The sequence below is a fragment of the Ralstonia sp. PBBBR1 genome, assembly GCF_002256165.1.
Lineage (GTDB): Bacteria > Pseudomonadota > Gammaproteobacteria > Burkholderiales > Burkholderiaceae > Ralstonia > Ralstonia thomasii.
This window is the reverse complement of record NZ_NKIL01000007.1, coordinates 232,423-251,300: the sequence shown is the minus strand read 5'-3', so window position 1 is coordinate 251,300 and position 18,878 is coordinate 232,423. Positions and strand designations below refer to the sequence as shown.

The following is an 18,878-nucleotide window of genomic DNA, read 5'->3' as shown; positions in this document are numbered from 1 at the left end:
ACACGCGGCAGGCCTCAGCACACTCGCGCGCTTTCTATGGCGGGCCGGGTGGGGAGACCTTCGGGTCTACCGGTTTTCTCGGAGAGCCGGATCGCTAACCCCATCGTCGGGCCCGCCTCCCTCGTTTAGCGACGAAAGTTGGGCCTTTCACCATCTCCGAGAGGTCCTTATGTCTAGCAGTGAACAGACGGCGCGGAGAATCGCGTCGTATCCATCACCACCATCGTCTCCACCCGCAGCGCCCACGTCATCGGACACAGGCAGGCTCACCAAGAACCGCACCTACCTGAACGGCGCCATCGCGGCACAGGCGTATCTCAAGCGAACTCGCACCGCCATGTGCACGCACGGCCAATGCCGGCCAGGCATGCTGCGCGAACAGCTTCAAGTGTTCTCTGCGCAGTCGTTCCCGCCGGCGTTCATCAAAGGCTTTGTGGATGCGATTGACGCGTACGTTTCGATGTCGCTCGGGGGACGCGAGATCGATCCGCAGACGTGGGATGTGTTAGCCGCCATAGAGCGGCGTGGTTACAGCCAATAACAACAGGTTGACGCATTCCCGTGACGGGCGGGAATGCCAGGGCAGCGACAAACCCTCAAACCTTCGCCACCGGCTTCAACTCCCACATCGGCAGGTAATTCATGATCGGCCGCTCAAACGTGCCGCCCTTGTCGATAAAGGGCTTGCCCGAATCCAGCATCGGGCGGAACGTATCCAGTTGCTTGGCCGCGTCCAGGTCAGTCCACAGGCTCACGTTCGACAGCGACGACGTTGACTCGTCTTCGCCCACATAAAACGCGACCAACCCGCGCATGGCTTCGATACCGGGCCGCAGCACGGCTTCGAGGTCGTTCATCATCTGCCGCATCTCAGCGAACTTGTCTGGCGCACACCGAAGAATCGAGACTCGGACGACTGGCTGCATTGGAGACTCCTTTCGTTGAGATGCGTTGAAAGACCAATGAGGAAGACCGACGCTACTGCGCCAGAAATTTAACAACCGCACCCACCGTAGCCTGCGTCTGCTCCTCCATCAACCAATGCCCCGCATCCGGAATCACCAGCGCCTGCACGTTGGTGGCGGCGTTGCGCATGACGATGGCCTCGTTTTCGCCAAACGACTTGGCGCCGCCGATGGCGAGCACCGGCATGGGCAGCTTGGTGGCGATGGATTTCTGGTTGTCTTCCGCGTCTTGCGGAATCGACAGGAATTGCGCAAACGCTGAATGCATGGCGCCCGGTTTGGCGTAAAGGCGGGCGTAGTGGACGCGGGTGGCTTCGTCGATCTTGGAGGGGTTGCCGGCAAACTCATTCCAGAAGCGGTCGAGGTAGATGCGCTCGCGGCCTTTGACCAGCCGCTCGGCATCGGGGCCGCCGAACGAGAAGTGCCACAGCTTGGGCGAGCGGACGATCTGTTCCCACGGCGGCACGCCCGGCACGGGGGCGTCCATTACGACCAGCCGCGTGGTCTTGTCCGGATAGCGCGCTGCATAGGCAAACGCCACCATGGTGCCGATGTCGTGGCCGACCACATCGGCCTGGTCGATGTTCAGCTTGGTGAGCACCGCGCGGATGTCGCCGGCCTGGGTGCGCTTGTCGTAGCCGCCTTCAGGGTGCGACGACAACCCCATGCCGCGCAGATCCGGCACCACCACGGTATGCGTGCGTGCCAGCTCGGCTGCCAGCGGCGCCCACATGTCGCCCGTGTCGCCAAAGCCGTGCAGCAACACCACCGCCGGGCCACTGCCGCCCACGCGCACAAACAGCGTCGCGCCGTCGGTCTGGATGTTCTGGTGCCGAAAGCTCGGCGGATAGAGCTTTACCTGCGCCTGCACTAGGGGCGTCATGGCCAGCATGAGCGCGACGGCTGCAAACAGTTTTCGCATGGCTGTTCTCTCTTGGGGGGAGCGGGGGCTGGCCGGGACGGGGGAAAGCAGCCTGCAGATCGGGCCATACACCGTCGGAAACGCGCGATGCCGGGCCTCGTCAAGAGTAGTACGCGCCACGCGGGGCGCAAGCGTGAACAAGAGGGGTGGGAGGCGCGCGCTGGCGCCTCGGGGTTACGTCTGCGGCGGATGCTCGCCCGACGATTCGATGACGTTGGGATGGCCGCTTGCGGCAAAGCGCGGCTCAAGCAGGCTGTGCAGCAGCACGCCAAGCCCGGCGCCCGCGCATTCGGCCAGCACAAACCCCGGCACGCTGCCAGGCGCGATGCCGGCAAAGCTGTTGCTGAACATGCGCCCGAACGCGGCCGCCGGGTTGGCGAACGACGTCGACGCCGTGAACCAGTACGCCGCGCCGATGTACGCCGCCACCATCGACGCGGCCCGCCCGTTGGGCGCCCGCAGGATGACGAGCAGCAGGCCGGCGGTAGCCACCGCCTCGGCAATCCACTGCCCCGTGCCGCTGCGCACCTTGGTGGACAACTGCAGGAGGCTCATGTCGAACATGGCGTGCGCGAGCCATGCGCCCAGCACCGCGCCCGTCATTTGCGCAACGATGTACGGCAGCAGGGCAGCGCCGGGCAGCTCGCCACGGGCCGCCATGACCGCGCTGACCACCGGATTGAAGTGCGCGCCGCTGACGGGCCCCAAGGCTTCGATCAGGACGTAGAGGCCGCCCACCGTGGCGGCTGTGTTGGCGAGCAACGCGATGGCGACGTTTCCGCCCGCCAGGCGCTCGGCCATGATCCCGGAGCCGATCACGATGGCCAGCAGCAATGCTGTACCCAGGGCTTCGGCGGTGAGCCGGCTACGCAGTTCGACCATGGTGCTCAGGCCTGTGCAATGCGTTCCAGCGCGGCCTGCAGCTCGGCGTTGCTGAGCGTGTCCAGCGGCAGGGCCAGCAACTGCAGCATGCGGTAGCCGATGGCCTGGCGTGTCAGCTCAAAGGCCTGGCGCTTGCCTTCGTCACCGCCCGTGGCATTTGAGGGGTCGGCATAGCCCCAATGCACCTTCACGGGACTGCCGGGCCAGTAGGGGCAGGTTTCCGCTGCGGCGCTGTCGCATACGGTGATGACGATGCGCATCTGCGGGGCGCCGTCGCCCACGAATTCGTCCCAGCTCTTGCTGCGGTAGCCGGTGGTGTCGATGCCTGCGTTGGTGAGGGCTTCCAGGGCGAACGGGTTGAGGCGTCCGCTCGGTGCGCTGCCGGCGCTGTAGGCGCGCACGTCTTTGCCGAGCTGTTTGGCCCAGTGGTTGAGCATGCCTTCGCTCAGCACGCTGCGTGCGGAGTTGTGGGTGCAGAGGATGAGGACGTTGGTGGTCATGGGTTCGATTCGCTGTCAGCAGCAGGATGAGCCGGCGTCTGATTTCACTGCGATACCGATCGGCTTGCCTTTCGGGGCACGCGGTGCGCAACAGGCAGAACTTTCCGTCGCGGCTTCTTCCTTCTTGTCTTCGCTGAATACCGGGATGTTGCCGAGCGAATGGAAGTGTTCCCAGGCGATGCCCTGGGGGTCGGTAATCCAGTGCTTGTCGCTACGGGCATAGCAGCAGGTGGTTTCGCCTTCATCCAATAGGGCCATGTCTGCGGCTTCGGCGCGGGCCTTCAGTTCGGCCAGCTCGGCAGCGTCATCGACTTGAAAGCCAAGATGGTCCACGCCCGCGGCGCTGCCACGCGTCGAGATGGCGAAGTTGATGCGCGGGTCATCCAGCATCCACTTGGCGTAGTCGGTCTCCACACGCGTCGGCTCAGCTGCAAACAGCTTGGAGTAGAAGGCGATGCTCTTGCTCAGGTCGTCAACGTGGACATGGACGTGGAATCGTTTCATGGGGATGCTCCTTCAGCATTTGCAGGCGGCGGCGTTGGCTTCCAGGCAGGCTTCGCCCTGGCAGCAGTTGGCCGTCAGGAAGCCCAGCAGGGCGTTCATGTGGTCATAAGCCGCGCGGTAGATCAGGTTGCGGCCGTCGCGCTCCTGCGTCACCAGGCGCGCGGCTGTCAGCTCCTTGAGGTGGAATGACAGCGTGGCGCCCGGCACGTCGAGCTGTTCGGCAATCGCGCCCGGAGTCAGACCTGTCGGCCCCGCAACTACCAGCATGCGAAACACTTGCAGGCGAATTCCATGGGCCAGCGCGGCGAGGGATCGTATAGCGTCGTTTTCTTCCATATTTCCAATATATTCGAAATATATGGCGGCAGCAAGACGAGCAGCCCTTGATGTCGGGAACAACTTGGGAGGCACTTGACGCTATTGCGCGAGAGATTGGGCGGAGGCGTTCGGTGGCTGCATCACCCATGGCCTGCCCTGCAGGCGGCTTTACCCACAACCCAGCCACGGGCTCGATGCCCGACAGAGGGTTTATCGGTTTACTTCTTTATGTATACAGATAGTAGTAGTAGATAACGGTGGATAAGTCCTGTGGATAAGCAGCAAAACCGCTTTGGTATCAACGGCTTGCAGAACGGACAACCCACCGGACAGCGTGTGCTTTCGCGTGGATGAGTCGGGGGCATCGCGTCTGACCCTGTCGACCCGGTGGGAAGTTGTTCCCGTGCTGTCTGCCTGCTGACCCCGGAGAACCAACACGCTTGTCCCTGGAGTTATTCACAGGGGGAGGGTGAGTTATCCACAGCGGAGTTCTTGACGCCCGACTAGTGCGGGTAGTACTCCAACTCCGCAATGCGCGCCCGGATTGCCTCGACGTTCAGCCCTTCGATATCGGGGCTCGCCATCGAGCCGCTGTCTGCCCGCCACGGCGCGTTGTCGGCCGCCTTCTGGGCATTTCGATAGGCGAGCCACGCACGCTGCGCGTTGCGGATGGCCTCGCGCGATACGGGGTCGGACTTGCGCATCACGGCCTGATATAGCGTGTTCATCTGCCGGTCGTAGGCTTGGTAGGCGGTGTGCGTGCACTCGGTCATGCCGGCCGTGGTCTCGCCGCGCGGGGTCTTCAGGCATTGCTCCAGCGCGTCATCGATGGGGTCGGCAGCCGAGGCGGCCAGGGGCAGCAGCGCGGCCGCAAGGAATAGCGTACGTACGACCCCGCGCATACGCTGGGCGGCGGGATCGTGTGTTGGGCAGGTCTGGCGGGTGTGCGTGGGAAGGGCCATTGCATACCTCATCGTTTTTACGGCGGGGTGGTTGCCATGGTAGGAAAAGTCTTCCCGTGCCGCACAGGGCGTGGATGCTGCGTGCCCTCATCCTGGCCTCTAGGCCATCTCGCCTAGCCAAAGGCTGATAACGCGAACGCGGCGCCCGTTCTATACCTACGGTGTTCGGCCATGCGCGGCCGTGGCGGCTTTGTCGCGGCGCTTGCCCTGGCCATCATCCAGGAGGCAAACCATGCGCATGCTCGTCAACGTGCGGATTCCGCACGAACCCTTCAACACTTATGTGCGCGATGGCTCCATCGCCGAGTTGATTCCGCGCGTGATGGCCGAGTGCAAGCCCGAAGCTGTCTACTTCACCGAGCAGAGCGGCCACCGCGGCGCGGTGCTCATCGTGAATGTGGAATCGGCCTCGCACATACCAGCGTTGGCCGAGCCGTGGTTTCTGCTGTTCAACGCAGACTGCGAGTTCCGTATTGCGATGAGTGCCGAGGACCTGCAAAAGGCGGGGTTGGCGGAGATCGGCACCCAGTGGAAATGAGGTCACGCCCGGGCGCGTTGTGTCATCGATGCAGCAGCGGATACAGCCCCAAGCCAAGCAACGCTGCCCCCGCCACGATCACCGGCTCGGGTAGCTTCTTGAACTTCACCAGCAGCAACACCGTCGCCACGGCCAGCAGCGCCGTCGGCACATCGACGATGGAGCGCTTGGCCAGCACGATCACCGCGCCAGTAATGGCGCCCACGGCCGCTGCTGTTACGCCATCGACAAAAGCAAGGATGGCTGGCAGCTTGCCGTATTTCTTGAAGTACGGCGCCGGCAGAATGGTGAAGAGGTAGCAGGGCAGAAACGTGCCAAGCGCAGCCACGCATGCGCCGGGCAGGCCCGCCACCAGGTAGCCGATAAAGCCGACGGTGATGACCACCGGGCCGGGCGTGATCATCGCCACGGCCACCGCGTCGACGAACTGCTTTTCGTTGAGCCAGTGATGCTCCGTGACCACGCCGCCGTAGAGGAACGGCACGATGGCCAGCCCCGAGCCAAACACGAACGCGCCGGCCTTGGCGAAAAACGCGCCAAGCTGCGAGAGCAGCGGCCAGTCGAGCGTGCCCAGCATGCCGCTGGCCGCGGCAACCGGGGCGGCGGCCACCGCGTTCATGCGCCCCTGGCGCAGCCACCGGGGCGGGGCGCGCCAGAACCACACCAGCACACCCGCCGCCACAAACAGCCACGCCACCTCGGATTCAGTCACGACCGTCACCGCCGCCAGCAACAGGTAGACGGCCCACAGCAGCTTGTCCTTGCCGACGCTCTTGGTGGTGAGCTTGTGCGCGCTGATGGCGATGATGCCGATCACTGCGGCACCCACGCCATAGAACACCGATTGCATCCAGGTCAGCCCGCCAAAGCGCACATAAGCCCAGCCCAGCGCCACCACCATCAGGAATGAAGGCAGCACGAACGCAATGCCGACCAGCGTGGCGCCCACGATGCGGTAGTGCACGTAGCCCAGGTAGATGGCCAGTTGCGCCGCCAACGGCCCCGGCGCGAGTTGGGCGAGCGCGAGGCCTTCCTTGTAGTCGGCCTCGGTGATCCACTGCCGGGTGTCCACCAGGTCGCGGCGCATGTAGCCTGCCAGCGCAACGGGGCCGCCAAAGCCGAGCGCGCCAAGCCGCAGGAAATACAGCAATAGTTGCCGCAGCGTGTAGGTGGGGCGTTCGGGAGCAAGGTTCATGAGTTGCCTGTCATGGGTGAAAGCCGTCAGGGTTTCCGGCTGCCGGAAAAATGCACGTACAGCGAGTCGAGCACGGTGCCGATCTCTGCGAGCAACGCATCGTCATCTGCCAGCCGTTTGCGGGCGCCCGCCAGGATCGCTTCGAACCCGCCGGCTTCAGGCGTGGCCGCGCCCCCCACGTCGAGCGCATGCACCATGGCGCCCAGCCGCGCGAGCCCCGGGTTGTCATCGAGCCCAAAGCTGGCGATGAGCACCTCGAACGAAACGCGCTCGCCAACATGCGTAAAGGTGGCACCGTCAAAGTCGAAACCTAGCGCTTCTGCTGGGCAATCGGCCGGGCTGTCGAGCCACAGGAACCGGGCGTGCGGGTCGATGAAGCGCTGGATGAGCCAGGCGCTGGCAACGCGGTCCACCCACAGGTGCCGGCGGGTTGCCCACAGGCGGCCCTGGTGCTGCGTGGGATCACGCCGGGGGATGCCGCCCGCCGCGGCACGCGGTTCGCCCGGCGAGTGTGTGGCTTCGGCCGCCGCAGCAAAGTCGCGCCATTGCGCATCGGCACGCACGGTCGCTTCATTGGAGAAAAAGTCGATCTTGCGGATGGCCTCATAGGCGCGGGCATGGCGGCGCAGAAGCCGGTTGCGCTCGGCGGTGGGCAGGTCGGGGAGCGTCTTGCGCGCCTCAGACAGCTCGGCCAGCCATTCGGCGTAGTCTGGCGTGCGGTCGAACAGGGCGCGGTAGGCCGCGTCTTCCGCCGCATCGCCGGCTTGCACGCGCAGCACCCATGCCTGGCCGTCTTCCTGCAGCGTCTCGTCTGCCAGCTTGTTGAGCTGTGCCGCATGCTCGGCACGCGCAGGCAGCAGGTAGACGCCATCGCGCAACGCCGCACAGCCGATGGCCTTGATGGCGCGCCAGATACGCATGCGCGCGGTGGCTCGGGCAGTGGGTAGGCTGACGATCAGCAACAACCAGGAATCGGGGGAGGCGGTCATGACGGCAGCATAGGTGTGCGTCACAACCGCTGCAATGTTGTAGAGATTGCTACATTAGCGCAGCGACAGGCCCATGGCTTTCACCAGGAACGTGTTGACGTCGGCCTCGCCGCGTTTGGCTTGCTCCAGGTTGGCGCCAGTGGAGACACCCCGGGTGGTGCAGCGCGTGTAGTCGGCCTGCATGGCCTGGAGGTTGGCGTACTTCTCGCCGCCTGGCAGCCGGTAGTACGCATCGTGCTGCACGTCGATCAGGGTCTGCGGGCAATCGCGCGCCGTAGTCGCACCTGGGAAGTACTTGAAGTACGCACGCGTGTTGTCGAAGTCGTGATACGCGCCGGGGTACACGTGCACCTCCACGGTCTGCCCATCACGCTGCATGATCTCCGCGGCGTTGCGGCAGAACTGCGCGGGCGTGTAGTCGTCTTTCTCGCCCAGCGCGAGCATCAGCGGGGCGCCGGTCAGCGGTGGCGGCGGGATCTCCCACCAGAGCGCCGAGCACCCGGGGTAGAAGCCGATGAGCGCTGCAAACCGCGTGTCGTCATCGATGACGCCTTTACGGAACGCGTCGAGCGTCATGTCCAGTGACACACCGCCGCCGCGCGAGAACCCGATCTGGCCGATGCGCTTCGGGTCGATCCGCGGGTCGGTGCTCAGCAGCTTGAGCGCGAACAGGGCATCGGCGTCGTTGGCGGCGGGGTTCAACTGCGATTGGTTGTCCATCGTATTGGCAATGCCGCGTGGGCCAAACGAATCCACCACGAACGCGGCCATGCCGATCTGGTTGAACAGCCGCACCCACCGGTCGACGTCTTTCTGCTGCGGCCCGGCCGAGCCGTGCGAGATCACCATCGCTGGCACCGGGCCCTGCAGGTTCTCGGGCAGGTACAACGTGCCCCAGACGGGCGTGGGCGTCTTGTCGAACTTGCGATGCACCAGCTCCCATTTGCTCTTGGGGGTGACGCTGTTGAAGTGGATGCGGCCGGTGGGTTGTGCCGAGAGATCGCTGACGATTTGCTGCGCCGATGCGGGCGCGGAGATCAGCGCCATGACGGAAACAACGCGGAACAGGCGGCGCAACAAGCCGACGGTCGAGAGCCTTCTCATGAGGGATCCTGGCGGTGGGGCGGAGGTGGTGATTGTGCGCTTGTGGGTAGCGGGATTCCACACAACACCGGCCCCTCTCAATGGCCGGGCAGCTCGGCGCCCCACGCCGCCGTAACGTTGCCGCCGAGCCTCCATTCAGAGAATGGGCGGCGCGGCGCAATCAACGCAGGCAGCCTCGGGTCTCGCACGTGGGCGTAGTAGGGCTCCATCCAGCACAACTCATCCTGGAGGGTCCATGGAAACAGCGCCTGCTTGATCGGCGTGATTTTTTCGAAGCTCGCCGGGTCAACCACCGCATTGATCACAAGGTTCGCCAGGCGGCCGATGGCGTGGCCGTTCTCCCGGTACAGATCGATATGGCGTCGCTGCACCAGCTCCGCCGCAAACACCAGCGGAATGAGCGCGAACGTGTGGTAGTGCAGCGCACGGTCCCCGCGCTTGACCTCGCGTGCGAGCGCGCCGTCCGGGCCGATATCGCGGATGCCCTCGCGAATGCGCAGGAGTCCGGAGTTGATCAGGTCGCTGTTGTCGGTTGCGGTGCCGATGGCAATCAGGTTGAGGCCGGCCCAGTACACCAGGTTGTTGTGCAGATGATTGATCGCCTCGGCGTTGCGGGTGGCGATCGCAATGCGTTCGAGCCACGGTGTGATGGCATCGAGCTGCGCCTGGTTGCGCTTGCGAATGTCGCTCGGCATGCGCAGCAGCACCATGGCGAAATCCGTTCCGGCCCACGACCGCTCGTAGTGGCCCTGATAGCCGGAAATCGTGCCCATCAGTGCATCGGCATCGGCCCAGGTTCGAAGCTGGCTCAGCACGCACGTCCAATCGCCCTTGTCGGCTGATGCGTTGAGTTGCGCGATGGAATTGCGCATCGGTTTTACGTCGCGCGCGTAGCCGGCTGCGTCGTCGTAAAAGCCGAGGGGATCGATCGTCTGGACGGGTGCGGGAATCTCACAGGCGCGGGCCGCATGCACCAAGCCGAAGCCTGCGCCGACGGCCAGCGAAAGAGCGAACAACGTTCGAAGGTAAGCGCGACGCATTTCAACCTCCGGGGCGGGGCGGCAAAGGAAGGCAGACGGGGGAAGACCGGAGCGGGCGGGCTTGCGAGAGTCGATGCCCGCACACGCAAAACGGCGTGGTTCGCGGTGGCGTTGACGGGGTTACAAACGGTAGCGACTATGAAAAAGAGCCGCATCGAGCGGCTCTTCTGACATCAGCAGCAACGCGCACTTACGCTGCGTTGTCTCCACCTTCCTGCGCCTCACGCTCTTCGCGTTCCTCGCGCTCTTCACGGGGCAGGGTGAGCATGCCGGTGTTGTACACGTACTCGTACACCTCGCCGTAGCGGCCCCATTCGATGCCGATCTTGAGCACGCGCTCGGCTTCTTCGGGCTTGAGGTACGCCTCCAGCTCGCGCAGCACATGCTCTTCGCGGATCTCGCCGTCTTCGTTGGCTTCCAACTCGGCGCGGATGTGCGCGGCCAGGGCCACGCGTTCCAGCAGCTTCTGGCCGAACAGCACCTTGCGCTCGGGCGGTTCGGTTTCCATGTAGGTCTTGCCGAACGGCGTGACGATGATGTCGCCGCGCTCGATGGTGGCCAGTTGCAGCAGCGCCAGCGCTTCGCAGGCGGGCAGCAGGTCGTCGTCGGTCACGCCGGCTTCTTCTGCCAGGTGTGGCAGGTCGGCGCGGCCGTTGAACGGCGCTTCGACCAGCAGGTCCAGGATGGCCTCCATCTGGCCGATCTCGGCATCGGGTAGGCGGTAGGCAAGCTGCTCGGCAGCGGGCTCCACGCCCACATGCACGCCCACGCGCTCCGGCGATGTCATCAGCCCATACACTTCGTCGATAAGGTTGCGCACCGCGGCGGAATCTCGGTTGCGGGGGCGCGGGAACGGCACGCGCACCTCGGCGCGGATGCGCCCCGGATCGCTCGAGAGGATGACGATGCGGTCCGCCATCATCACCGCCTCTTCAATGTTGTGCGAGACGATCAGGATGCTCTTGATATTGGTGCGGCGGTCTTCCCACAGGTCGAGCATTTCGTCGCGCAGGTTTTCGCCGGTCAGCACGTCGAGCGCCGAGAACGCTTCGTCCATCAGCAGCAGGTCGGGTTCGGTCACCAGCGCGCGCGCAATGCCCACTCGCTGGCGCATGCCGCCCGAGAGTTCGCGCGGCAGGGCGCTGTTGAAGCCCGACAGGCCGATCAGGTCGATGGCCTGTTCGGCCCGCTCCTCACGCTCGGCCTTGGGCACACCTTGCGCTTCCAGGCCCAGCTCCACGTTTTGCTGCACCGTCAGCCACGGGAACAGCGCAAACGACTGGAACACCATCGCAATGCCCTGCACAGGGCCGCTGTACTCGCGCCCGCGAAACAGCACCTGGCCGCGATCGGCGCGCACCAGGCCCGCCATGATGCGCAGCAACGTCGATTTGCCCGAGCCCGACTTGCCGAGCATGGCGACGATCTCGCCCTGGCGCAGGTTGAGGTCCAGGCCTTCGAGCACGGCACGGTCGGTGTGGTCTGCGGTGCGGAAGATCTTCGAGACGCCGCGCAGCTCCATGACGCTTTCAGCGCTCGGGCTATGGGTGCTGGTGGTAACCATGTGTGTTCTCAGCTAAATAAGGTCGTCTTAGAACGCGCTCAAGATCGGGGTGCGCAGTAGGATCATGAGCCTGTTCTTACAGGCGGGTGCGCTCTTGGGCGATGTCGTACAGGCGGTTCCACAGCAGCCGGTTGAAGCCGACCACGAACAGGCTCATCACGGCAATCCCGAGCGCAATGCGCGGGAAGTCGCCCTTGGCCGTCATCTCGGCGATGTAGCTGCCCAGGCCCGTTGCCACCAGCGTGCGATCACCCCAGGACACGTATTCGGAGACGATGCTGGCGTTCCATGAGCCGCCGGCGGCCGTCACCAGACCCGTGAGCAGGTTGGGGAACACCGCGGGGATGAGGAAGCGCTTCCACAGCAGCCAGCCGCGCAGGCCGAAGTTGCGGGCGGCCAGTTTGAGTTCGGTCGGGATGGCCGACGCGCCGGCAATCACATTGAACAGGATGTACCACTGCGTGCCGAAAATCATCAGCGGGCTCAACCAGATCTCGGGGTTGAGCGCGAAGCGCGCGATCAGCATCACCGCCAGCGGGAACATCAGGTTGGCCGGGAACGCCGCCAGGAACTGCGCCACCGGCTGGGCGATGCGGGCCACGTTCGGGTTCAGGCCGATGCGGATGCCGATCGGCACCCAGACCAGCGCAGCCAGCGCAATCAGCAGGATCACGCGCACCATGGTCAGGAAGCCGAGCCAGAAGACGTGGCCGACCTCGGCCCAGCCCACCTCGGAGCGCACGAACTGCAGCACATGCGCCACCGCCACCAGCGCGGCCAGGATGATGATCACATCGGCCACGCGGTGCGACCACGGGAAGCGCGGCAGGAATCCGTTGCCGCCGGCCGCGGTGGGGCGCGTGCGCTCGGCACCCCAGGAAAGCGTGCGCTCGGCCAGCGCGGCGGTGCGCTCAAGCAGCGCCTTGACCCACTCGGAGCGGCGCAGCAGGTCAAGCAGCCACGATTGCGGCTCGCGCTCCGACGACATCGCGTCGAAGCGGAAACGGTCCGCCCAGGCAATCAGCGGGCGGAACAGCAGCTGGTCGTACAGGATGATGCCGATCAGCATCGCCAGGATGGCCCAGCCGATGGCCGGCAGGTTCTGCTGCTGGATCGCCAGTGAGATGTACGAACCGATGCCCGGCAGCTTGATGTCGTGGCCCGACACCGAGATGGCTTCCGACGCGACCACGAAGAACCAGCCGCCCGACATCGACATCATCATGTTCCACAGCAGGCCCGGCATGGCGAACGGCACTTCCAGGCGCCAGAACCGCTGCCACTTCGACAGGCGGAACACCGTGGCCGCCTCTTCCAGGTCAATCGGGATGGTGCGAAACGATTGGTACAACGAGAACGCCATGTTCCACGCCTGCGACGTGAAGATGGCGAAGATGGCCGCGCACTCCACGCCCACCAGGTTGCCCGGAAACAGCGCAATGAAGCCCGTGACCGTGATCGACAGGAAACCCAGCACTGGAATCGATTGCAGGATGTCCAGCGCCGGGACCATCACCTTCTCGGCCGTGCGGTTCTTGGAGGCGATGGCCGCAAACGCGAACGAGAACGCCAGCGACGCGCCCAGCGCCAGCAGCATCCGGATGCTGGTGCGCAGCAGGTAATAAGGCAATTCAATGACGTCGAGGCTGACGTCCAGATGTTCGCCGGGCGTGTAGGGCACGTTCATCTGCTTGGCGGCATACGCCACGAGCACGATGGCGGCCAGGATGATCGGCAGCAGCGCCAGGTCAAACCGGTTGGGCGGCGCCGTCAGCAGGTTGCCGAAATTGACGCCAAGGTTGGTACCGAAGGTGGTACCCAAGCGGCCCCGGATGGTGGTTTCGTTGTCGTTCTGCTGCATCTTGGATAACCGGGACGGAAACCGCGGACGAAATTTGGGCGCCTCAAGGCCTGGGCCGAGGCGCAATACATGGCCGTGCGGGGCTGGGCGCGGTGCTTTGCGAAAGCGTTGCTTGGCACCCGGCGGCAAGCCGCCTAGTTTACCTTGCGTAACGTCAGAGCCCGCCGCGCGGTTGTCAGTCTGACGACGTCACATTCCAGAAATGTGACAGAGATACGACAGCGCCGGTTTGTCATGTTTTATCCAACACATCGCCCGGTTGCTTCGGAGACCCGCCATGGCCGTCATTGCGCAAGTGATCATTACCGTACAGGGCCGTGTGCAGGGCGTGGGCTATCGCGCCGCGTGTGTCCAGCGCGCCCGCCTGCTGGGCCTGCGCGGCTGGGTACGCAATCGCCCCGACGGCGCCGTCGAGGCCTTCCTGGCCGGCCCCGAGGCCAATGTGCTGAGCATGCGGGAATGGATGTGGGAAGGGCCGGACAGCGCCCAGGTCACGCAACTGGACGTAATCACGGGCGATCATGAGGCGCCCGTACCGGGTTTTGAGATCCGCCCGACGGTGTAATTTTGGGCAATCAACGGACACGGAGTCGACACGAAACGAGGGCAGCCAATGGCTCCAGGACGCAATGAAAACCGCACGCAGCCTGGGTGGCGTTGCCCGCATCGATCGCGCTGGCAGGCGGCTTGCACTGGCTGTTCCGCGCGCTCTTCTGAACGTCTGAACGCGCATTGACGGAAAAAGGGCGACCGCGCAGGCCGCCCTTTCTTTCGCTGACGGAGGTACCGGCTGATCAGTACACGTTCGGCACGATCATCTCTTCCGGCACCGGGTGGCGGATGTACTCCGCATGGTGCACGCGCTCGGGCAACAGCACCGGCGAATGCGGCACCGGGTGGTAAGGCACCTGGCCCAGCAGATGGTGGATGCAGTTCAGGCGGGCGCGCTTCTTGTCGTCGGCCAGCACCACCCACCACGGCGATTCGGGAATGTGCGATCGCTCGAGCATCACTTCCTTGGCACGCGTATAGGCTTCCCAGCGGCGGCGGCTTTCCAGATCCATCGGGCTGAGCTTCCACTGCTTGAGCGGATCGTCGATGCGGCTTTGGAACCGCACTTCCTGCTCTTCGTCTGTGACCGAGAACCAGTACTTGACGATCTGGATGCCGGAGCGTGCCAGCATCTTTTCGAACTCGGGCACGGAGCGGAAAAACTCTTCGTATTCCTCGTCGGTGCAGAAGCCCATCACGCGCTCGACGCCGGCGCGGTTGTACCAGCTGCGGTCGAACAGGACGATCTCGCCGGCGGCGGGCAGGTGCGCCACGTAGCGCTGGAAGTACCACTGCGTGCGTTCGCGGTTGGTGGGCGCCGGCAGCGCGGCCACGCGGCACACGCGCGGGTTCAGCCGTTGCGTGATGCGTTTGATGGCGCCGCCTTTGCCGGCGGCATCGCGCCCTTCGAAGATCACCACCAGCCGGTGGCCGGTCTCGATCACCCAGTCCTGCAGCTTGACGAGTTCGCCTTGCAGGCGGAACAGCTCGCGGAAGTACATGCGCCGGGTTTCGCGCGCTTCATCGCTGATGCCTTCGCCCCCGCCGAGCAGGTGGTCGTCGATTTCCATCTCCAGCTCTTCATCAAGCGTGTCGAGGAGGTCTTCCTGCAGGCGCGCCTGCCGGGCTGCGTCGCGTTCGCTCATGGTGTGTTGCTCCTGCCGATCTTGCGGATATTGCCGAGAGGGGCGCCGCGCTTGGGCAACGCAGTACAAGTCTAAGCCCGACTAGGTAGCACGGGCACGTGGCAGGGGAGTGACATGCGGGCGTCACGCCGCCCGAAGGCTTAACTGGATTCGCCTTCCAGCATGAACTTGGCGCCGTCGTCCTGGCCGAGCAGGCGCACCAGCGTGGGCATGGCTTCCTGCAGTTGCGCCTTCAGCGTCCACGGCGGGTTGACGATGAACATGCCGCTGCCGTGCAAGCCTAGGCCACCCTCAACCGGATGCTTCACGGTGAGCGTAACGTGCAGCCAGTCCGCCGGTCGCAGCTGCTTCAGGCGCGAGGGAAATTGCGCGGCTTCGCGCCGCTGCACGAGCGGATACCAGACCGCATACATGCCGGTCGCAAAGCGCTGCAGGCTGTCTTGCAGCGATTGCACGGTGCGGGCGTAATCCTGCTTGTCTTCGAAGGACGGATCGATCAGCACCAGCGCACGGCGCGGCGGCGGCGGCAGGATCGCCTTGATGCCGGCAAAACCATCGCCGTCGTACAGCATGACCTTGCGGCCTGCACCGCGGAAGTTGTTGGACAGCACCTTGATTTCGGAGCTGTGCAGCTCGAAGAGGCGCAGGCGATCGGCGTCGCGCAGCATCTGCCACGCCAGCCACGGCGAGCCAGGGTAGTGCCTGAGTTCGCCGTTCGGGTTCAGTTCGCGCACCTGGTCGAGGTAGGCATCGAGCAGCGGCGGCAGCGTTTCGCCGCCTGCGGCCGCGCGCCACAAAGGGCCGATGCCGGTATCGAATTCGGCCTTCTTCTGCGCCCATTCGTGGTCCAGCGCGTAGAGGCCGGCACCGGCGTGCGTGTCGATGTACCAGAACGGCTTGTCCTTCTGCGTGAGGTAATCGAGCATCTGCACAAGCACGGCGTGCTTGAGGACATCGGCGTGATTGCCGGCGTGGAAGGCGTGGCGGTAACTGAGCATCGGCGGGCCATGTGCGCCCGGAGTATCAGGCGCGGGCGGAGAAAACGGTAGGCGCGAATGCTACCACCGCGCGGGATGCGTCCCCAGCGGCACGCTGGGCAGCGTCCAGTGCGGCGGCGTGTCGGAAAGCTGCCCCGCGTGCCGCAGCGCCGTGAGCGCGCCAAAACCCGACGGCGACGTTTCCAGGTACGCACCGATCTCTTCATAGCGCGGGTCGGCCGCATCGAACCCGTTGGCCATGCGGCCGAAGCTGCGCAGCCAATGCGCCGTCTGCGCGAGCGACACACGCACATGCCAGCTTCCGCCTTCAGTCATGCGGCGTGCGAGCGCCGTCATGGCGCCGGCGGCCATCAGGTAGCCGGCACCGTGGTCCAGCGCCTGAGCGGGCAGGGGCCGTGGCTTGGCCTCTCCGGCGGCCTGCGCTTCGGCCCAGTTGAAGCCGCTGGCGGTCTGCACGAGCGAATCGAAGCCTCGGCGATTGGCCCACGGGCCGTCATAGCCGTACGCGCACAGGCTCACGTAGACGATGCCCGGGCGCAGGGCCGCCACCTGCTCGGGACCAAACTGCAGCGCAGCCAGGCCCCCGGGCCGATACCCCTGCACGAAGATATCGGCGTCGCGCAGCAGCGTGCGGAGTTGCGCGGCCGCGGCCGCATCGCGCAGGTCAAGCTGCGCGGAGCGCTTGCCACGCCCGGTGTCGATCACCAGCGGCGGAATGGCGGGCAGATGCGGCGCTGTCACGAGCAGCACGTCGGCCCCATGCGCCGCCAGCGTCCGGCCACAGACGGGTCCGGCAATCACGCGCGTGAGGTCAAGCACGCGCACGCCGGAGAGCGGGCGGCCGTCGGCATGTTCAGGCAGCGGCTGCGGCGGCGCATCGCCGATACGCTCGATCGTCAGCAGCGGCTGCCCCGCCACGGCAATGCCTTGGGGGTGCGCATCCCATTCTTCAAATGTGCGTGCGGCCGTCACGACCATGCCCGCCTGCGCCGCCGCCTCTTCAAACGCTTCGGCCTTCCATTGGTTCAGCGCGGCGGCCACGGCGTCCCGGTCATACGCGCAGCCGAGCAACTTCAGCACGCCGTCACGGTGATGCGGAAAGTTGGTGTGCAGGCGCACCCAGCGGCCATCGCCACAGCGGTAGAGCCCGGCGATCTTGTCCCAGGGTTCGGGCGGCAACTGGCCATCGACCCGGAAATAGCGCTCGGAGCGGAATTCCAGCGCAGCGTGCTGCATGTCGACTGACACCGTCTGCTGCCGCCCGCTGCGCAACGTATCGACCTGCGCCGCTGCCAGCGCGGCGGCAGCGATGGTGCTCTGCGCGAGCGTGCCCACGGCAAACGACGACGGCAGCGCCGGCTCCGTGCCCGTGAGCGTCGCGCGCGACAACGCATCCGCCGGCTGGCCCAGCACGGTCCACAACTGACTGAGCGCGCCGGCGGGGCTGACAGTCTGCGGGGAAGGATCGACCACATCAGCAACAGGTGACGGCATGGCGGGGCTCCGCAAAGAAGGTGCGCCCATTACAGTCCCGCACCGCAGATAGCGTCAACATTGACTAGACTGATCAACCTCGATTGCCGCCCACTTCATCCGGCCCGATGACCACCTACCTCAATGCCGCCGATGCCGCCGAGCGCTTGCACATCTCGCGCCCCACGCTGTACGCCTATGTGAGCCGCGGGCTGCTGGCGGCATACCTTTCGCCCGACGGCCGCGGCAGCCGCTACCGCGAGGCCGATGTGGCCCGGCTCGCCGATCAGCGTTCCGGCGGACGGCGCCCGCGACAGGTGGTACGCCATGCGCTGGACTGGGGCCTGCCGGTCATGGAATCGGCCATCACATTGATCGATCACGGGCAGTTGTTCTACCGCGGCACGCCTGCTGTGGAATTGGCCGAACGGGCCACGCTAGAGGCCGTTGCGGCGCACCTGTGGCAATACGAAGAAGCCGCAGCCTTCAACGCGCCCGCGCCGGTGTTGCCGAAGAGCTGGTACGCGGCGCTCACGCCGTTGGCAGACGCGGACATCCGCCAACGCTGCATGGCGCTGTGCACGCTTGCCTTGCCGGCACTCGACGAAGCTGCGTGGCGCCAGGATTCCGCACGCACGGCGCGCGATGCCGGTGCCCTCCTCCGCGTGGTGTTTGCCGCGATGCTCGGCCGCAAGCCAGACACCGCACCCGTGCATCTGCAATGTCAGCAGGCATGGAACCTTGACGCGCACGCCGCCGAGGCCATCCGCGTCGCGCTGGTGCTATGCGCCGATCACGAACTCAATGCTTCGAGCTTTGCGGCGCGCGTTGTCGCATCGACCGGCGCCAGCCTGGGCGCGGTGGTCAGTGCGGGGCTGGCTGCACTCACGGGTGGCCGGCATGGCGGCACCACGGCGCGTGTGGAGGCCTTGCTGAGCGAGCTGGAAAGCGAGCGCTCCGTGGCAACGGCACTGCGCCGCCGGCTGGATCGCGGCGATGCGCTGCCGGGCTTTGGCCACCCGCTGTATCGCCAGGCCGACCCTCGCGCGGGTGCAATCCTGGCGCACTTGCCGAAGACGGGCGCGGTGCGCAAGCGGCTGCAAACGGTGATGGACGCCGTGGCCGGGTTGACGGGCGATGGGCCATCGGTGGATTTCGCGCTGGTGGCGACCCGCCGCGTGCTGGGGCTACCGGAGGGTTCAGGCTTTGGCCTGTTTGCTGCGGGCCGTACGGCCGGTTGGATTGCGCACGCGCTGGAGCAGCGCGCGGCGGGGCAGTTGATCCGCCCGAGAGCCGCCTATGTGGGGCCGATGCCGGCCGCGCCGGAGGCACCGGCGGGCCGCATCATTCGTGTGCGCTGAAGCGC

The 18,878-nt window shown here is 65.4% G+C and carries 20 protein-coding genes; 4 read left to right on the top strand and 16 right to left on the bottom strand.

The window, feature by feature from the left end; translation table 11 throughout:
* The first annotated feature begins 169 nt into the window (after positions 1-169).
* Positions 170-541 carry a hypothetical protein gene (locus tag CFE42_RS14640; protein ID WP_004628504.1) on the top strand — a complete coding sequence of 124 codons (372 nt, stop codon included), beginning with the start codon at positions 170-172 and terminating at the stop codon, positions 539-541.
* Between the two features lie 55 nt (positions 542-596).
* Here CFE42_RS14640 and CFE42_RS14635 read toward each other — a convergent pair whose 3' ends face one another.
* The 7 genes from CFE42_RS14635 to CFE42_RS14605 form a co-directional block, all read right to left on the bottom strand.
* On the bottom strand, positions 597-860 hold the full coding sequence (locus CFE42_RS14635) for a hypothetical protein (protein ID WP_251471222.1): 264 nt from the start codon (positions 858-860) through the stop codon (positions 597-599).
* A gap of 118 nt (positions 861-978) precedes the next feature.
* A complete protein-coding gene (locus tag CFE42_RS14630; RefSeq protein WP_004628506.1) occupies positions 979-1,887 on the bottom strand; it encodes an alpha/beta hydrolase in 909 nt (302 codons plus the stop codon).
* 174 nt (positions 1,888-2,061) lie between these two features.
* Complete coding sequence (locus tag CFE42_RS14625; RefSeq protein ID WP_004628507.1) at positions 2,062-2,769, bottom strand: MIP/aquaporin family protein; 708 nt, start codon at positions 2,767-2,769, stop codon at positions 2,062-2,064.
* A 5-nt stretch (positions 2,770-2,774) separates the two neighbouring features.
* Positions 2,775-3,269: an arsenate reductase ArsC gene (locus CFE42_RS14620; protein WP_004628508.1), complete on the bottom strand. Its 495-nt coding sequence runs from the start codon at positions 3,267-3,269 to the stop codon at positions 2,775-2,777.
* Positions 3,270-3,284: 15 nt separating this feature from the next.
* Positions 3,285-3,773 carry an ArsI/CadI family heavy metal resistance metalloenzyme gene (locus CFE42_RS14615; RefSeq protein ID WP_004628509.1) on the bottom strand — a complete coding sequence of 163 codons (489 nt, stop codon included), beginning with the start codon at positions 3,771-3,773 and terminating at the stop codon, positions 3,285-3,287.
* A 12-nt stretch (positions 3,774-3,785) separates the two neighbouring features.
* Entirely contained in the window at positions 3,786-4,109 is a 324-nt protein-coding gene (locus CFE42_RS14610; RefSeq protein ID WP_004628510.1) for a metalloregulator ArsR/SmtB family transcription factor, read from the bottom strand.
* 485 nt (positions 4,110-4,594) lie between these two features.
* Positions 4,595-5,053 carry a lysozyme inhibitor LprI family protein gene (locus CFE42_RS14605; RefSeq protein ID WP_004628512.1) on the bottom strand — a complete coding sequence of 153 codons (459 nt, stop codon included), beginning with the start codon at positions 5,051-5,053 and terminating at the stop codon, positions 4,595-4,597.
* A gap of 232 nt (positions 5,054-5,285) precedes the next feature.
* Between CFE42_RS14605 and CFE42_RS14600 the strand changes: the two genes are divergently transcribed.
* Positions 5,286-5,591 carry a hypothetical protein gene (locus tag CFE42_RS14600; protein ID WP_004628515.1) on the top strand — a complete coding sequence of 102 codons (306 nt, stop codon included), beginning with the start codon at positions 5,286-5,288 and terminating at the stop codon, positions 5,589-5,591.
* Between the two features lie 22 nt (positions 5,592-5,613).
* Here the strand turns inward: CFE42_RS14600 and CFE42_RS14595 are convergent, their stop codons facing one another.
* The 6 genes from CFE42_RS14595 to CFE42_RS14570 form a co-directional block, all read right to left on the bottom strand.
* Positions 5,614-6,786, bottom strand: a complete 1,173-nt coding sequence (locus tag CFE42_RS14595) for a chromate transporter (RefSeq protein ID WP_004628516.1) — start codon at positions 6,784-6,786, stop codon at positions 5,614-5,616.
* A gap of 26 nt (positions 6,787-6,812) precedes the next feature.
* The gene (locus tag CFE42_RS14590) at positions 6,813-7,775 is read right to left on the bottom strand and encodes a chromate resistance protein ChrB domain-containing protein (RefSeq protein WP_004628518.1); all 963 of its coding nucleotides are present in this window, start codon (positions 7,773-7,775) and stop codon (positions 6,813-6,815) included.
* A gap of 54 nt (positions 7,776-7,829) precedes the next feature.
* Positions 7,830-8,879, bottom strand: a complete 1,050-nt coding sequence (locus CFE42_RS14585; protein ID WP_004628521.1) for a dienelactone hydrolase family protein — start codon at positions 8,877-8,879, stop codon at positions 7,830-7,832.
* 77 nt (positions 8,880-8,956) lie between these two features.
* A complete protein-coding gene (locus CFE42_RS14580; protein ID WP_004628523.1) occupies positions 8,957-9,919 on the bottom strand; it encodes a mannuronate-specific alginate lyase in 963 nt (320 codons plus the stop codon).
* A 190-nt stretch (positions 9,920-10,109) separates the two neighbouring features.
* On the bottom strand, positions 10,110-11,483 hold the full coding sequence (locus CFE42_RS14575; RefSeq protein ID WP_004628524.1) for an AAA-associated domain-containing protein: 1,374 nt from the start codon (positions 11,481-11,483) through the stop codon (positions 10,110-10,112).
* A gap of 76 nt (positions 11,484-11,559) precedes the next feature.
* Positions 11,560-13,344, bottom strand: a complete 1,785-nt coding sequence (locus tag CFE42_RS14570; RefSeq protein WP_004628526.1) for an ABC transporter permease subunit — start codon at positions 13,342-13,344, stop codon at positions 11,560-11,562.
* Between the two features lie 277 nt (positions 13,345-13,621).
* Between CFE42_RS14570 and CFE42_RS14565 the strand changes: the two genes are divergently transcribed.
* Positions 13,622-13,909, top strand: coding sequence for an acylphosphatase (locus CFE42_RS14565; RefSeq protein ID WP_004628527.1), 288 nt, complete (start codon positions 13,622-13,624; stop codon positions 13,907-13,909).
* A gap of 229 nt (positions 13,910-14,138) precedes the next feature.
* Here the strand turns inward: CFE42_RS14565 and ppk2 are convergent, their stop codons facing one another.
* From ppk2 to CFE42_RS14550, 3 genes are all read right to left on the bottom strand, one after another.
* Positions 14,139-15,041, bottom strand: coding sequence for a polyphosphate kinase 2 (ppk2, locus tag CFE42_RS14560; RefSeq protein ID WP_004628529.1), 903 nt, complete (start codon positions 15,039-15,041; stop codon positions 14,139-14,141).
* Between the two features lie 140 nt (positions 15,042-15,181).
* Positions 15,182-16,039, bottom strand: coding sequence for a 23S rRNA (adenine(2030)-N(6))-methyltransferase RlmJ (locus tag CFE42_RS14555; RefSeq protein WP_004628531.1), 858 nt, complete (start codon positions 16,037-16,039; stop codon positions 15,182-15,184).
* Between the two features lie 60 nt (positions 16,040-16,099).
* On the bottom strand, positions 16,100-17,533 hold the full coding sequence (locus CFE42_RS14550; RefSeq protein ID WP_004628533.1) for a CoA transferase: 1,434 nt from the start codon (positions 17,531-17,533) through the stop codon (positions 16,100-16,102).
* 107 nt (positions 17,534-17,640) lie between these two features.
* Here CFE42_RS14550 and CFE42_RS14545 point away from each other — a divergent pair, with 107 nt between their 5' ends.
* Positions 17,641-18,873 (top strand): citrate synthase family protein, encoded by a 1,233-nt coding sequence (locus CFE42_RS14545; protein ID WP_004628535.1) that lies wholly within the window; start codon positions 17,641-17,643, stop codon positions 18,871-18,873.
* The last annotated feature ends 5 nt before the right edge of the window (positions 18,874-18,878 follow it).

Excerpts from the sequence above, each read along its gene's own strand:
- CFE42_RS14635 (WP_251471222.1), bottom strand. The coding sequence starts at position 860 with ATGATGAACGACCTCGAAGCCGTGCTGCGGCCCGGTATCGAAGCCATG.
- CFE42_RS14625 (WP_004628507.1), bottom strand. The coding sequence starts at position 2,769 with ATGGTCGAACTGCGTAGCCGGCTCACCGCCGAAGCCCTGGGTACAGCA.
- CFE42_RS14595 (WP_004628516.1), bottom strand. The coding sequence starts at position 6,786 with ATGAACCTTGCTCCCGAACGCCCCACCTACACGCTGCGGCAACTATTG.
- CFE42_RS14640 (WP_004628504.1), top strand. The coding sequence starts at position 170 with ATGTCTAGCAGTGAACAGACGGCGCGGAGAATCGCGTCGTATCCATCA.
- CFE42_RS14605 (WP_004628512.1), bottom strand. The coding sequence starts at position 5,053 with ATGGCCCTTCCCACGCACACCCGCCAGACCTGCCCAACACACGATCCC.
- CFE42_RS14565 (WP_004628527.1), top strand. The coding sequence starts at position 13,622 with ATGGCCGTCATTGCGCAAGTGATCATTACCGTACAGGGCCGTGTGCAG.
- CFE42_RS14615 (WP_004628509.1), bottom strand. The coding sequence starts at position 3,773 with ATGAAACGATTCCACGTCCATGTCCACGTTGACGACCTGAGCAAGAGC.
- CFE42_RS14575 (WP_004628524.1), bottom strand. The coding sequence starts at position 11,483 with ATGGTTACCACCAGCACCCATAGCCCGAGCGCTGAAAGCGTCATGGAG.
- CFE42_RS14630 (WP_004628506.1), bottom strand. The coding sequence starts at position 1,887 with ATGCGAAAACTGTTTGCAGCCGTCGCGCTCATGCTGGCCATGACGCCC.
- CFE42_RS14550 (WP_004628533.1), bottom strand. The coding sequence starts at position 17,533 with ATGCCGTCACCTGTTGCTGATGTGGTCGATCCTTCCCCGCAGACTGTC.
- CFE42_RS14555 (WP_004628531.1), bottom strand. The coding sequence starts at position 16,039 with ATGCTCAGTTACCGCCACGCCTTCCACGCCGGCAATCACGCCGATGTC.
- CFE42_RS14580 (WP_004628523.1), bottom strand. The coding sequence starts at position 9,919 with ATGCGTCGCGCTTACCTTCGAACGTTGTTCGCTCTTTCGCTGGCCGTC.
- CFE42_RS14570 (WP_004628526.1), bottom strand. The coding sequence starts at position 13,344 with ATGCAGCAGAACGACAACGAAACCACCATCCGGGGCCGCTTGGGTACC.
- CFE42_RS14590 (WP_004628518.1), bottom strand. The coding sequence starts at position 7,775 with ATGACCGCCTCCCCCGATTCCTGGTTGTTGCTGATCGTCAGCCTACCC.
- CFE42_RS14610 (WP_004628510.1), bottom strand. The coding sequence starts at position 4,109 with ATGGAAGAAAACGACGCTATACGATCCCTCGCCGCGCTGGCCCATGGA.
- CFE42_RS14545 (WP_004628535.1), top strand. The coding sequence starts at position 17,641 with ATGACCACCTACCTCAATGCCGCCGATGCCGCCGAGCGCTTGCACATC.
- CFE42_RS14585 (WP_004628521.1), bottom strand. The coding sequence starts at position 8,879 with ATGAGAAGGCTCTCGACCGTCGGCTTGTTGCGCCGCCTGTTCCGCGTT.
- CFE42_RS14600 (WP_004628515.1), top strand. The coding sequence starts at position 5,286 with ATGCGCATGCTCGTCAACGTGCGGATTCCGCACGAACCCTTCAACACT.
- ppk2 (WP_004628529.1), bottom strand. The coding sequence starts at position 15,041 with ATGAGCGAACGCGACGCAGCCCGGCAGGCGCGCCTGCAGGAAGACCTC.
- CFE42_RS14620 (WP_004628508.1), bottom strand. The coding sequence starts at position 3,269 with ATGACCACCAACGTCCTCATCCTCTGCACCCACAACTCCGCACGCAGC.